Here is a 13793-nt window from a genome sequence, read left to right on the forward strand (position 1 = left end):
CCCCCTTGAAGGCTTTCTGGGCCGCCGGCCGCTCCGGCGATCGAGGAGGAAAGCTCAACCCATGCGACCCAATCTTGCGCGATGAATGACGCGGAATTCCAGATCCAGGCCCTCGGCGATGCGAGGCTAGCCGACCACGCGGCCAGCGGCCTGCCGGCCTGGCTGTGGTCGGCCGACGGCGCCCGGATCCTCTGGGCCAATCCGGTCGGCGCGCAGGTGTTTGGTGCCGCAAACGCCACCGAGCTCGCCAAGCGCGCCTTCGGTCCGGCCGATCCGCACCGCCGCCAGGTCGCAAGGCTCGGCCGGACGCTGGCCGCGGGCGGCGCGGTGCGGCTGGAACGGCTGCCCGGCTTCGGCGCCGCGCCCGGGATGCTGGCGACCTGCGGCTGCGCACGGATCGACTTGCCCGATGGCAGCCATGGCGTGCTGATGACCGCGATCAACGGGTCCGGCCGCAGCATGCCGCTGACTGAGCGGCTGCAACGGCTGGTGCAGGGACTGCCGCGCCCCGCCGCGGCTTTCTCCGGCGACGGCCTGCTGATCGCCGCCAATGACGGCGCGCGGCCGCTGCCCGGCCTGCATGATCTCACCGAGGCCGGATTGGATACCGCGCGCACTGATGCGCTGAAGCAGGGCCGTGCATCGGAGAGCGTCGCAATCGGCCGCGTCGTGCTGCACCGGATCGGCCGCGGCGCCGACCTCGCGCTGGTCGCGCTGATCAAGCCGAGGCTGGTTCGCGCGGCACAGCCCGCGCCGCCGGTCGTGCCTGATGTCGTTGCGCCAGAGACGGCTCCGGAAGCGCCGGCCCCGATCCCGCCGCAAGACGCAGTCGCGGCTGAGCCGCCGCCGGAGCCGGTCGCAGAACCGACGCCTCACGAAGCCCCCGCGACGGCCGGCGAAACGCCGGAAACCTTCACGCTGTTCGACGCGCTCGACCCGTCGCCGGAAGAGCCTGCCACGGCCGAGCCGGTCGTCGGCGCACCGGAGACTGCCGACGCCGCGCCGGCAGAACCGCCGCCGCCCGAGGAAACTCCGCAGGCCGAACCTGTGCCCGCGCCTGACGCCACATCGGGCGACGCTCCTCCGGCCGATGAGCTGTTGATCGAAGCGCTGATGGAGGCGACGCCGGACGAGGCTGACGAACCGCTGACAGAAGCGCTGACGGAGGTGGCGGTGGACAAGGACGAGGTGACAGCCGCTGCGGAAACCGAAGTAGCGCCCCAAGCGGCCGCGCCCGATCTCACGCCTCAGGGCAGCACGCCCGCTCCCGTGCCTGCGGCAACTCCGCCCGAGCCGGTCCTCTCGCCCTACGCGATTGCGGACCTGCCCGCGCAGGATGCCGCGCCGGCGGCTGCGGCGCCCGCGCCGGTGGCGGCGCCGTCATGGCTCGACGAACCGCTGCCGACGCGGCGGCATCCGCTGCGCTTCATGTGGCAGATGGACCATGAGGGCCGCTTTTCGCTCGGCTCGGACGAATTCACCCGCCTGATCGGCATGCATACTGCGGCGGGCTTCGGCCGGCTCTGGAGCGACATCGCCGCGGCCTTCGGGCTCGATCCCGAGGGCCGCGTCATGAAGGCGTTCGCGGGCCACGACACCTGGAGCGGCATCACGCTGCACTGGCCGGTCGACGGCGGCGGCCGGCTGCCGGTCGAGCTGTCCGGCCTGCCGGTGTTCGACCGCAACAGGAATTTCGCCGGCTATCGCGGCTTTGGTGTGTGCCGCGACCTCGACGGCCTTGCGCGACTCGCCGCCTTGCGCCGCTATGAGTTCTTCAGCGGCTCCGCGCCGCAGCCGCTGTCGGAGCCGGTGGCCGCCGCGCCAACGCCGCCAGCGGCGCCGCCGCCCGAGATCAATGCAGCTTCACCACCCGAGGAATTGAACGAGCCGACAGCACTAGAGACTTCACACCCAGCCGATCCGGATCACGCCGTGGAAACGCCGCAAGACACGCACGAGGTGCGTTACGACACGCCGCAGAATGTGGTGCCGTTCCCGCACACCGGCGACGCAAGGCCGCCGTCGCTGACGCCGGTCGAGAACCACGCCTTCAACGAACTCGCCCGTCAATTGTCGGCGCGGCTCGAGAACGAAGCGAGCCGCACGGCTGCCACCGAGAGCGCCGCCACGGAGACGGTCGTCGAGCCGCTCGCAAGCGCGCCGCGGCAGGAAGAGCCCAGGCAGCGTAATGAAGAGCGCCAGCAGGAGGAGCGTCCGCAGGACGAGCGCCAGCAGACCGCGTGGTTGACGCAGGCCGAGCCGGCGCCGCGCGGCAGCTCGCGCCGCGACCGCGCGCTGCTCGATCTGCTGCCGGTCGGCATTCTGATCTACCGGCTTGACCGCCTGCTCTACGCCAACCAGGCCTTCCTCGCCCGCATGGGCCATGACAGCCTGCACGCGCTGGAAGCCGCCGGCGGGCTCGATGCGCTCTATGTCGAGCCCGGTGTCTCGACGGCCAGCAGCACGTCGGGCACCGGCACGCCGGTCACGATCTCGGCCAATCAAAACGGCGATGACAACGCACGCTCGGTCTCCGCCGAGGCGCGGCTGCACACCATCAGCTGGGACGACGATTCCGCGCTGGCGCTGATCTTCTCGCGCACCCATGACGAGGATGCCGCCGTCGCCGCCGCGCTGTCCGATCCCGAGCCCGCTGCCGTCGCAGAGCCGGTGTTGACGCCCGCGCCGCCGCAGGCCGGCCACGCCGATGCCGAAGAGCTGGGCGCGATCCTCGACACCGCGGCCGAGGGCATCATCATGTTCGATGCCGAGGGCCACATTCATTCCTGCAACCGCAGCGCGGAAGCGCTGTTCGGCTATGACGGCGAGGAGCTGATCAAGCACAATCTCGCCGATCTGTTCGTGCCGGAAAGCCGCTCCGGCATCTTCGACTATCTCGCCGGCGTCAAATCCACCGGCGTCGCCAGCCTGCTCGACCACGGCCGCGAGACACTCGGCCGCGTCCGCCAGGGCGGCATCATCCCGCTGTCGGTGACGATGGGCCGCACCCGCGCCGACGGCCCGAACTTCTTCGCCGTGTTCCGCGATCTGTCGCAGGCCAAGAAGAGCGAGGGCGAGCTGCGCGAGGCGCGGCGGCTCGCCGAGCGCGCCGCCAATGCGAGATCCGACATGCTGGCGCGGATCAGTCACGAGCTGCGCACGCCGCTCAACGCCATCATCGGCTTTGCCGAGGTGATGATCGGCGAGCGCTTCGGCGCGCTCGGCAACGAGCGCTACGTCGAATACATGAAGGACATCCGCGCCTCCGGCGAGCGCGTGATCGCGATCGTCAACGACCTGCTCGACCTCGCGCAGATCGAGACCGGCAAGCTCGACCTCGCCTTCGCCAGCCAGAACCTCAACGAGATGGTGGAGAGCTGCGTCGCGGTGATGCAGCCGCAGGCCAACCGCGAGCGCATCATCATCCGCACCTCGCTCGCGCATACGCTGCCGCCTGTTGTCGCCGACGCCCGCGCGCTGCGCCAGATCACGCTGAACCTGATCGGCAACTCGATCCATCTCGCCAATGCCGGCGGCCAGGTGATCGTCTCGACCGCGCTGTCGGATTTCGGCGAGGTGATGCTGCGGGTGCGCGACACCGGCCAGAGCATGAACGACAACGAGGTCGCCGCCGCGCTGGAGCCGTTCCGGGCCCCTGCGCCGTCGGACCAGGCCGGCTCCAGCGGCGTCAGCCTGTCGCTGACCAAAGCGCTGGTCGAAGCCAACCGCGCCAAATTCCAGATCCGCACCGCCGGCCGCTCCGGCACGCTGATCGAGGTGGTGTTTTCCCACGCCGCGGCAAGGGCGTGAGGGCGATAAGCGAATCGTCTCTCTCTACGGCCGCGTGAGGAACGCACCGGCGGAAGGGTGTTCCCCTCCCCCCTTGCGGGGGAGGTTAGGGAGAGGGGTACCCCACGGGGACTCTCTCCACTCAGCTCGCTTCATCGACACGCGATCGAGATTGCGGGACCGACGGTCACGTCAATCATCTCGTCCGGGGCTACCCCTCTCCCCAACCCTCTCCCGCAAGGGGAGAGGGAGCCTGACGAGCGTGCTCACCTCACTTCGGCGAGGCATGAGGGTGCGGGCGCGAACGCCCGGCTCAGGCCGAAGCAGTCTGCTTGAGCGACAGGAAGTCGCCGATCGTATCGAGGAACAGTTTTGGCGACTGCAGTTGCGGGACGTGGGCGCATCCCGGGATGATCCTGAGGCTGGCGCGCGGCAAGGCGGCGGCCAGTTCGTAGGACATCGGCGGCGGCGTCGCCTCGTCGAATTCGCCGACCACGACGCGCGTCGGCACGGTCATGCCGGCGAGGTCGGCGCGGAGGTCGAGGCTCGCCAGCGCGTCGCATGCAGCGCGGAACACGTCGGGGTCGGTGCGCAGGAACGCGTCGCGCCGGTCCTGCATCAGCGCGGGATGCTGCGCCTGAAATTCCACCGCGAAGAGCCGCCGCATCGCGACGTCGGTGATCGCCGCCAGCCCCTTCTCGCGCGATACCTTCGCCATGGTCCGGAACGCCTCGCGCCCCGGTTCGGAAAACGCGGCGCCGGCGTCGGCGAGAATCAATTTGCTGACGACCGCCGGATGACGGATCGCCATCTGCAGCGCGACGAAGCCGCCATAGCCGTTGCCGAGCACGATGGCCGGCACACCGCTGGCCGCATCGTGCACGGCATCCGCCATGCGGTCGGCAACCGCCGCAAGGCCGCCGTCGACCGCATGCGAGCGGCCGAACCCCGGCAGTTCCGGCACAATGGTCCGAAACGACGCGGCGAGATCGGGCACGATCGCATCGAAGCTCGCGCGGTCCGACAGCAGCGAGTGAAACAGCAGCAGCGGCGGTCCCTCCCCCGAAACTGCTGCGCTGACGGTGCCATTGGCAAAAAGCCTGTCCATTGCCGGCCTCTTTCAAGAATTCACGGCGTCCCAACGCTGCGACACGGCCTTGCGGCGGGACAGCAGGGCGCCGTTTCCAAGGTGATTGATACCCGAAATGACATGAAATTCAAGGATTGAGGACTTGACGTGATATTTCACGATTGCCAAATTAGAGCCAGGAGGCTAGGTCGTTCCATGCTGCTGCGCGAAAATATCTACGAAAACCTGCGGGCTGATATTTTATCATGCGAGCTCGCTCCGGGCGATGAAATACGCGAGCAGGATCTGGCGGAGCGCTACGCCGTCAGCCGCCAGCCGGTCCGCGACGCCTTGCTGCGGCTCGAGCGCGAGCACCTCGTGACGGTGCAGCCCCGCCAGGGCTACCGGGTCAATCCGATCTCGCTGGCCGACGCGCGCGACCTCTTACGTTTCCGCCTTGCGCTGGAGCCAGCCTGCGTCGCCGAGGCGATCGAGAGCGCGCCGGACAGCGTCCTGAAATCGCTCGATGAATTCCGCCGCTTCGCCGGCAACCATGAGGACTTCATCGCCTACAATCGCGGCTTCCACACCGCGCTGGCGCATGCATCAGGCAACCGCCGCATGGCCAGCGCGCTGTGCGACCTGATCGGCCAGGCCGACCGGCTGGTGCGCGTCAGCATCTCCAATCTGAAGGGCCACGACCCGGCGAAGCTGGTGGCCGAACACGCGGCCCTGATCGATGCCATGCAGCAGCGCGAGGCGCGCACCGCGGCCCGCATCATCAAGGCCCACATCGCCGATACCGAAAAACGCGTGCTGCCGGCGCTCAAGCGCAACGCAGTGATCATCGAAGAGAGGTCAGCATGAACATCCCGTCGAAGCCGGCGTCGATCGACGTCGAGATCCACGGCAATTTCATTGACGGACGCGAGGTCGAGGCCGGAGGCGACGAGATGCTCGATGTCCGCAACCCCGCGACCGGCGACGTTATCGCAAAAATCCCGAATTCCACCGCCGCGGACATCGACCGCGCGATGAAGAGCGCGCGAGCAGCATTCGAAGGCAAGGCGTGGGGCGGCATGGATACGCGCGCCCGTGCAAGGCTCGTCAACAGGCTTGCCGACGCGTTCGAAGCCAATCTCGACGCGCTGTACCGCCTGGAAACCCTCAACAACGGCCGCCCCGTCAACGAGACCCGCGCGCAATTGTCCCGCCTGCCGGATTTCTTCCGCTACTTCGCCGGCGTTGCCCTGTCGCGCCGCGACTCCGTGATTCCCGTGGAAGGCGCCTATCTGAACTACACGCTGCGCACGCCGATCGGGATCGTCGCCAACTGCACGCCCTTCAACCATCCGCTGATGATCTTGTGCAAGTCGCTGGCGGTGGTGCTCGCCACCGGCTGCGTCACCGTGGTCAAGCCGTCGGAATACACGCCGCTGACGACGCTGAAGCTCGCCCAGGTCTTCACCGAGGCCGGGCTGCCGCCCGGCGTCTTCAACATCGTGCTCGGGCTCGGCCAGAGCGCGGGCAAGATGCTGGCCGAGCATGGCGACATCGACAAGTTGGTGCTGACCGGCGGCACCGAGGCCGGCCGCATCGCCGGCAGCGCCGCCGCAAAGGTGTTCGCGCATCAGACCATGGAGCTCGGCGGCAAGACGCCGGTGATGGTGTTCGACGATTTCGACGTCGACCGCGCCGTCAACTACGCCGCGTTCGGCGCCTTCATCGGCGCCGGCCAGACCTGCGTCTGCGCCTCGCGCCATATCGTGCAGGCCTCGATCTATGACGAATTCGTCGAGAAGCTGAACGCCAAGACCCGCGCGATCCGGATCGGCGATCCCTTCGATCCGAACACCCAGCTTGGGCCGGTGATCTCCGCCCGCCAGCGCGACCGCGTGCTCAGCTATGCGGCTTTCGGCCACGAGGACGGCGCGCGGCTCGTCACCGGCGGCGTCGCCGCCAAGATTGCGGGCCACGAGAACGGCTATTTTGTCGAGCCCACCGTGTTCGCCGACGTCCGCTCCGACATGCGCATCTTCCAGGAGGAGGTGTTCGGTCCGTTCACCTCGGTCACCCCGTTCAAGGACGAGGCCGACGCGCTGCGGCTTGCCAACGACTCGCCGTTCGGTCTCGCAGCCGCCATCCGCACCCGCGACGTCGCGCGCGCACACCGCGTTGCCGCCGCGGTCAAGGCCGGCATCGTCTGGATCAACGACCACCACCGGCTCGATCCGGCCTCGCCCTGGGGCGGCGTCGACGATTCCGGCATCGGACGCGAGTGCGGCACCGAGAGTTTTGACGACCACTTCAACACCAAGAGCGTGATGGTCGCGACCCACGAGCAGCCGTTCGATTGGTACCGCGACACGGCGAGCCAGCGCCGGTTGAACTGACCAAAGCATTGCCGGCGGCACCGCCCACAGACGGCGGGCCGCATCACCGAGGAAACAGTCAAGGGAGAGCGTAGATGTCGACATCAGTCAATGCGGGGGGCCGGCTCGACCGGCTGCCGGTCGGGCCGTTTCATCGCCGCATCATGCTGCTGATCGGCATCGGCATGTTCTTCGACGGCTTCGACATCTATATCGCCGGCACCGTGCTCGGCGTGACGCTGAAGACCGGATTCTCCACCCTCGCCGAGAACGCGGCGTTCATCTCGGCGACCTTCGTCGGCATGATGCTGGGCTCGTTCGGCACCGGCTTTCTCGGCGACCGCTATGGCCGTCGCTTCACCTACCAGTTCAATCTGCTGCTGTTCGGCATCGCCTCGCTCGCGGCGGCTTTCGCGCCCAACATGGCGTTTCTGATTGCCTGCCGCTTCGTGATGGGCGTCGGGCTCGGCGCCGAGAACGTCGTCGGCTATTCCACGATGACCGAATTCGTGCCGGCGCGCAGCCGCGGCAAGTGGCTCGGCTTCACCGCGGTCTGCGTGGTGACCGGGCTTCCGGTGGCGCTGCTGGTGGCGTCCGTCGTCGTGCCGCATTTCGGCTGGCGCGCCATGTTCGTGCTCGGCGGCGTCGGCGCCATGGTGGTCTGGTACTTGCGCAAGTCGCTGCCGGAATCGCCGCGCTGGCTCGAGGCGGTGGGCCGCACCGCCGAGGCCGAGGCCTTGATGCAGGCGATCGAGAAGGAAGCCGCCCAGGGCCAGCCTTTGCCGCCCCCCGCGGCGGCAACGACGGCACCGGTGCAGGGCGAGCTCGCCACGCTGTTCACCGCGCCGCTGCTGTCGCGCATGATCGTCGGCGCGATCTGCCTGATCACGATCAACACCCTGCTCTACGGCTTCGTCACCTGGCTGCCGGTGTTCTTCATCAAGCAGGGCCTCTCGATCGCGACGTCGTTCGGCTACTCGCTGTTGATGGCGCTCGGCGCGCCGATCGGCTCGGCGATCGGCGCCCTGACCGCCGACCGCTGGGGCCGCAAGCCCACCATCATCGGCGCGTCGCTGGTCTCGGTGATCCTCGGCGCGATCTATCCGATGATCTCGGATCCCGTGCTGCTGCCGGCGGTCGGCTTCGCGCTGACCGTGCCGATCTACGTGCTGGTCGCGCTGCTGTTCGGAATCTACATCCCCGAGCTGTTCCCGACCGAGGTGCGGCTGCGCGCTTCCGGCATCGTCAACACGCTCGGCCGCGGCGCCACCATCGTCACGCCGTTCCTCGTCGTGATGCTGTTCGAGGCGCGCGGCGTCGCCGGCGTGATGGCGCTGATGATCGGACTACTCGTGCTGCAGATCATCACGGTCTGGGCCCTCGGCATCGAGCCGCGCCACCGCAGCCTCGAAGAACTGAAGGGCGAGGAGCCGGCACCCGCGCTTCCCCAGGAAGCGTCGTGAGCGGGTACGCTCTCGGCGTAAGGCCGCCACCGACGGAAGGGTTCCCTCCCCCCTTGCGGGGGAGGGTTAGGGAGAGGGGAACACTCGGGGACTCCCTCCGTTCAGCATTTTCAACGACACGCGGTCGAGATTGCGAGACCGACGCTCGCGTCAATCATCTCGCCCGGGGCCACCCTCTCCCCAACCCTCTCCCGCAAGGGGAGAGGGAGCCTGAGGAGCGTGCTCACCTCACGTGAGCAGCGCGCGAGAGGTTGAACGTGGCCCCCTGCGAGACTCTGTCGCGCCCGATCCGCGCCGCAACCGGCATGGATCTTGCTGCAATCCGAATTATTTGCATGCATTGTTGTAGGGGCCGCCCGTTTTCCGGGCATCGGATTTTGGCGGATGCGCTGTCTCGTCGTTGCCGATTTGCATTATTCGTTGCCGCAGTTCGACTGGCTGCTGGCGGCTGCGCCGCAATTCGATCTGGTGATCTTCGCGGGCGATGCGCTCAACCTCGGCTCGGCGGTGGATTTTCGCGCCCAGATCGTCGTCGTCACCAAGTACCTCGCACGGCTTGCCTCGCTCACGCGCGTGATCTTCTGCTCCGGCAATCATGACCTCGACGAACGCAGCGCCGAGGGCGAGAAGATCGCGCGCTGGGTCGCCGGCATCCGGGAATTCGGCGTCGCCTGCGACGGCGACAATTTGACCATCGGCGATACGCTGTTCACGGTGTGCCCATGGTGGGACGGCCCGCTGGTCAAGGCGCGGATCGACGATCAGCTGCGCGAGGCGGCCGCGCTGCCGCACCGCCGCTGGGTCTGGGTCCATCACGCGCCGCCGGCGGATTCACCGACTAGAGCATTTTCCGATCTGGCGGAATCGAAAGGGATTCCCTTCCGGGGCAAATCGTGATTCACCCTGAGGGCTGGTGATGGAGGCCAGCCCCCATGGCTAAACCCCTCTCGCCGGATCTTCGCCTTCGCATTGTTCGGGCCGTGGAAGATGAAGGCATGAGCTGTCGGGGCGCCGCCGGCCGGTTCGGCGTGGCGCCGTCGACAGCGATCGAACTGGTCAGCGAGTGGCGAAGCACCGGCGCCTGTGAGGCGGGAGCGCAGGGTGGCGACCGGCGTTCGGCTCGGATCGAGGGGCATGCTGCAGAGATCCTCTCCCTGGTCGAGGCTACGCCTGACATGACGCTGGCCGAGATCGCCGATCATCTCTTCAAAGTCCACGGCGAGCGTTTCGCGCCGAGCGTGGTCTGGCGGTTCTTCGATCGCCGCAACATCACGTTCAAAAAAAACATCGCACGCCAGCGAGCAGGATCGGCCGGACGTCGCCGCTGAACGCGCGGCGTGGAAGGCATCCCAGCCTGAGATCGACATCCACCGGTTGGTGTTCATCGACGAGACCGGAGCCTCGACCAAGATGGCGCGGCTCTATGGCCGTTCGCCGTACGGCCAGCGCTGTGTTGCAGCGCTCCCGCATGGTCATTGGAAGACGACGACCTTCGTCGGCGCGCTCAGGGCGACTGGCATGACGGCGCCGATGGTCCTCGATGGCCCCATGGATGGTTCGGCGTTCGAGGCTTACGTGACGCAAGTCCTCGTGCCGACACTCAGGCCCGGCGACATCGTGGTGATGGACAATCTCGCAGCACACAAGCGGGCCGAGGTCGGCATCGCAATCGATGCAGCGGGCGCTCGGCTCCTCTATCTGCCGCCTTATTCGCCCGACCTCAATCCGATCGAAATGGCCTTCGCCAAGCTCAAAGCCGCCCTTCGAAAGGCGGCCGCCAGATCTATCGAGGCTTTGGTCAACGCTATCGCCCTCGCCTTGGCCGCCTTCACCGCCCAAGAGTGTCTGAACTTCTTCGCCGCTGCCGGCTATGATCGCGTCTGATCAGAATCTGCTCTAGCTGGGGCGGCAAGCGCTTCTTCGGCGATGTCGAGTTGGTGCGCTGGATCGCGCACCACCATCCGGAAATGGTGATCTCGGGTCATGTGCATCAATCGCCGTTCATCCCGAGCGGCTCGTGGTTCGACCGGATCGGCACCACCTGGGTGTTCAATGCCGGGCTGCAGCCGGGCCGCCCGCCGGTCTACATCGTGCTCGATCTCGATCGAAGCGAGGCATTCTGGCTGTCCGCCGGCGTTGCGCAGAGCATCGATCTCAAGGCGCCATTGCAGCGCCCGGCGGCTTCGCTGCGCGAGGCGCCGGACTGGCTCAGATCCTTGGATCGGATTGCTGATCCGAGCCTGGCGCGACCTGCATCGGCGGCAAGTTGATCATGCTCTGCAGCACTTCGCCGACCATCGCCAGATGGGTGCCGTGATCGGCATATTGGTGCATCAGGTCGGCGAGATAGCTGGTGGCAACCTGAAGCCGCTGCGCCAGCAGCTGCGCGATCAACAGCGCCATCGCGGGCTGCTCGCGCAGGAACGACGCCGCATCATCGAACTCGTACAGCACGCAATCGGACGCGGCGCGCACTTGTGCGCTGTGCGGCTTGTCGAGCAGCACCGACATCTCGCCGAACACTGCGCCGGGCTCCTCGATCACCGCCACCAGATTGTCGCCCTTCACGACCTCCACCTTGCCGTCGACCAGCACGAACAGGTGACCGGTCTTGCCGCCCTCCTGGATGAACTCGGTGCCCGCCGGCAGGCTCCGCCGGGTCCCGCCGCTGCAATGATCAAGGATCGCACGCATGCTGCCTCATCTCCGTCTCGCCAGACTAGGCGGAGATGCGGCCGGGATGAAAACGGATTAGCTGGGCGTTCTGCCCAAATTGTCGGCAGGCGGCGCCGGCACGAGCGTCGCGCTCGGTGTAAGGGAGCCACCAGCGGACGGGCTCCCTCCCCCCTTGCGGGGGAGGGCTGGGGAGAGGGGTACCAAGCGAACGCAACGCCGTCGTGATCAGCGGCGGCAACACCACCGCGGTGGATTTCAGCCGCTGAGCCCTCGTCATTTCACGACGATGACCTCGATCGACGTCGGTCCTTTGACCGAGGTGCCCGGAGCCGGCGTCTGGCTCAACACGAATCCAGACACCGCCTGCCCGGTCCCCCGTGCCGTTCGTGCGACCTCCACAAGGACGAGTTGCGGCGTTTGTCCGCTGCCGCGCAATGCATCGACTTGCGCGCGTGCATCGACGATCGGCTTGCCGACCAGATCGGGCACGATCACACCCGCGGGTACTGCCTGCGGAGCAGGTCCGCGCGGCGCCGACCGCGTCCTGGCATTTGCCGGCCTCGGCGGCGCAACCGGGGTAGCGCCCGTGCGCGCCGACCACAGCATCGGCGAGACCAGCATCCTGATCTGCTTTTCCTCGCAAACTTTGCCGAGCGCGGGCTCGCCGCCGTAGGCCGCGACAGTGCCGCCATAGCCGAGACAGGCGAGACGATAGATCAATTGCTGCGACAGCTGACCTTCGAAATATCCGCCGTGCACGTTCGGCTTCTGTTGGTTGAACACATAGACGATCAGCAACCAGAGGTGCGAATACCAACGCAGCTGCGCCTCCGCGTCGTCCCGCTTTTTCCATTTTGCGAAGGTGAGCAGCGGCCGCCTGTTGCCTTGCTTGTCCGCCTCGTTTGGATCGTCGATGTCGACGTAGTCGGTGCAGTCGAAATAGGTGAAGCGTTGCGGCAACGGCGCCTGCTCCGGCCCCAATTGCTGGGTCGGCTGGCGCTGCGCTTTGGCATCCTCGAGATCGTCATAGAGCTGTTGCAGGGTCCGGTTTCCGATGCGCAGGACGCGCAGGAAATCGGCTCCGCCGACATCGATGAGCCCGAAATTGCGCGACAGGATTTCGACGTTGCCGAGACGGAAGCCATGGTTCTTGCTCTTGGTCGGAAACACGAAGTAGTTCGCCAGCGTCGAAATCTGGCGAAGCACCGCGTCGCCTTCGTTGCTGAACAGATAGGCCTCGTCGAAGCGCGACAGGGCGGAGGCGAGGAAGTTGCTGCGGCTCGACAGCAGCGTCTCGGCTGGAATGTCGGGCGAGGCGAGTACAAAACGCTTCAGCTGGAACGCTCTGCCGATGCCGTGCCTCGGCGCCTCGTCCGTGGCGGCCGCGCCGTAGGAATTGAGGGATTGGGCGGGGACCGCGAAGACGTCCGAGAGGGCGCGGATGGCGTTGGTGACGACGAAGGCCCCCATGCTGTGACCGATAAAAGAGAGCTCGACGCTCGGCGGAGGGCTTGCCTCGCCGCTTTGCCGATGCTGTCGCATGATCTCGGCATCGATGACGCTGATCACCTGGATGAGATCGGGTACGCCATAATTGGATGCCCGATAGTGGTCGCGGAAATAGACGATGGTCCTCAGCAGCACCGTCATCAGCACGAGGCCGGCGATCGTCCAGCCGAGCAACGTGATGAAGTGGACGGCCGTCGGATTCCAGACGTAGCGGAACACATCGATCCACCATTGCCTGGTCTCCGATGTGAAATAGAACAGCGGGAAGGTGAACAGGACGACCAACGCGCCGAAATACAGGATCCAGGTCGGCAGCGTCGGTAACGCGTCCCACGTTCCGCGCCAAGGCATTCCCATCCTTTCCGACGGCCAGCGGTAGCCCACGCAGACAAGGCCCTGTCCGCCGTTGATCGCCTGGTCGCGGTCGACGGCAAGCGCAGCAGACGTGTACATCTTCAGGACGGCCGGCTCAGGATTGTTGAAGCCGTGGACCATCACAACAAGATTCGGCCGCGATCCGGCGAGCAGTCGCGCGGCGATCTGCTTGATTGCTTCGTCGGAATCGATCTTTTGCACGCGGGAAGCGGCCGCTTTCCGCTCCTTGGACTCCGGCGACTGCGTGTCGTCGACATTGTACGGCGCGGTGCTCTCGATGAAATAGGTTGGAATTCGCGTCCCAACGGCCTCATGCACACGGAAGAACTCCATGCTCGCCCCCAAAACGTCCCACAGATCCTACGGAGCAGCAGGCTAAGGAACTTGACAGCAAAATACAAGCTGTGGTTGCGAATTGGTTGCAGCAAACTCCGTAGCGCACGGGTCTCAAAGGCGGTCATCGGCCGCGGCTGAGGATGCGCGGTCGGCGAAGCACGGCCCCGGATGCAGCTCCGTACAACGCATTCAGCGTCGTTCTGG

General features: G+C 66.7%; 8 protein-coding genes and 2 pseudogenes. 7 read left to right on the forward strand and 3 right to left on the reverse strand.

What is annotated here, in order from left to right:
- The first annotated feature begins 81 nt into the window (after window positions 1-81).
- Complete coding sequence (locus XH93_RS37695) at window positions 82-3810, forward strand: PAS domain-containing protein (RefSeq protein WP_194471332.1); 3729 nt, start codon at window positions 82-84, stop codon at window positions 3808-3810.
- 292 nt (window positions 3811-4102) lie between these two features.
- Here the strand turns inward: XH93_RS37695 and XH93_RS37700 are convergent, their stop codons facing one another.
- The gene (locus tag XH93_RS37700) at window positions 4103-4897 is read right to left on the reverse strand and encodes an alpha/beta fold hydrolase (RefSeq protein WP_194471333.1); all 795 of its coding nucleotides are present in this window, start codon (window positions 4895-4897) and stop codon (window positions 4103-4105) included.
- Between the two features lie 177 nt (window positions 4898-5074).
- Between XH93_RS37700 and XH93_RS37705 the strand changes: the two genes are divergently transcribed.
- From XH93_RS37705 to XH93_RS37730, 6 genes and pseudogenes are all read left to right on the forward strand, one after another.
- On the forward strand, window positions 5075-5725 hold the full coding sequence (locus XH93_RS37705; RefSeq protein ID WP_194471334.1) for a GntR family transcriptional regulator: 651 nt from the start codon (window positions 5075-5077) through the stop codon (window positions 5723-5725).
- Window positions 5722-7251 carry an aldehyde dehydrogenase gene (locus tag XH93_RS37710; protein ID WP_194471335.1) on the forward strand — a complete coding sequence of 510 codons (1530 nt, stop codon included), beginning with the start codon at window positions 5722-5724 and terminating at the stop codon, window positions 7249-7251. The genes XH93_RS37705 and XH93_RS37710 overlap by 4 nt, the downstream gene beginning before the upstream one ends.
- Before the next feature lie 74 nt (window positions 7252-7325).
- Entirely contained in the window at window positions 7326-8693 is a 1368-nt protein-coding gene (locus XH93_RS37715; RefSeq protein WP_194471336.1) for an MFS transporter, read from the forward strand.
- Between the two features lie 384 nt (window positions 8694-9077).
- A pseudogene (locus XH93_RS37720) lies at window positions 9078-9533 on the forward strand (metallophosphoesterase); the annotation flags it as partial.
- 92 nt (window positions 9534-9625) lie between these two features.
- Window positions 9626-10577, forward strand: a protein-coding gene (locus tag XH93_RS37725) for an IS630 family transposase (RefSeq protein ID WP_139480399.1) whose coding sequence is annotated in 2 segments (ribosomal slippage) — window positions 9626-9972 and window positions 9971-10577 — 954 coding nt in all. Because the reading frame shifts where the segments join, the coding sequence is not laid out codon by codon here.
- An 11-nt stretch (window positions 10578-10588) separates the two neighbouring features.
- Window positions 10589-10963 (forward strand): annotated as a pseudogene (locus XH93_RS37730) (phosphohydrolase); the annotation flags it as partial.
- Here the strand turns inward: XH93_RS37730 and XH93_RS37735 are convergent.
- Together XH93_RS37735 and XH93_RS37740 are read right to left on the reverse strand one after the other, a co-directional pair.
- Window positions 10902-11387, reverse strand: a complete 486-nt coding sequence (locus XH93_RS37735) for a Crp/Fnr family transcriptional regulator (RefSeq protein WP_194471337.1) — start codon at window positions 11385-11387, stop codon at window positions 10902-10904. The pseudogene XH93_RS37730 and the gene XH93_RS37735 sit on opposite strands and share 62 nt — an antisense overlap.
- 255 nt (window positions 11388-11642) lie before the next feature.
- On the reverse strand, window positions 11643-13586 hold the full coding sequence (locus XH93_RS37740; RefSeq protein WP_194471338.1) for a PASTA domain-containing protein: 1944 nt from the start codon (window positions 13584-13586) through the stop codon (window positions 11643-11645).
- Window positions 13587-13793: the final 207 nt, after the last annotated feature.

Source organism: Bradyrhizobium sp. CCBAU 51753 (assembly GCF_015291565.1).
GTDB lineage: Bacteria > Pseudomonadota > Alphaproteobacteria > Rhizobiales > Xanthobacteraceae > Bradyrhizobium > Bradyrhizobium ivorense.

What these genes read in the sequence shown, in the direction of transcription:
- XH93_RS37695 (WP_194471332.1), top strand. Translation starts at nt 82, where the DNA reads ATGAATGACGCGGAATTCCAGATCCAGGCCCTCGGCGATGCGAGGCTA.
- XH93_RS37700 (WP_194471333.1), bottom strand. Translation starts at nt 4,897, where the DNA reads ATGGACAGGCTTTTTGCCAATGGCACCGTCAGCGCAGCAGTTTCGGGG.
- XH93_RS37705 (WP_194471334.1), top strand. Translation starts at nt 5,075, where the DNA reads ATGCTGCTGCGCGAAAATATCTACGAAAACCTGCGGGCTGATATTTTA.
- XH93_RS37710 (WP_194471335.1), top strand. Translation starts at nt 5,722, where the DNA reads ATGAACATCCCGTCGAAGCCGGCGTCGATCGACGTCGAGATCCACGGC.
- XH93_RS37715 (WP_194471336.1), top strand. Translation starts at nt 7,326, where the DNA reads ATGTCGACATCAGTCAATGCGGGGGGCCGGCTCGACCGGCTGCCGGTC.
- XH93_RS37735 (WP_194471337.1), bottom strand. Translation starts at nt 11,387, where the DNA reads ATGCGTGCGATCCTTGATCATTGCAGCGGCGGGACCCGGCGGAGCCTG.
- XH93_RS37740 (WP_194471338.1), bottom strand. Translation starts at nt 13,586, where the DNA reads ATGGAGTTCTTCCGTGTGCATGAGGCCGTTGGGACGCGAATTCCAACC.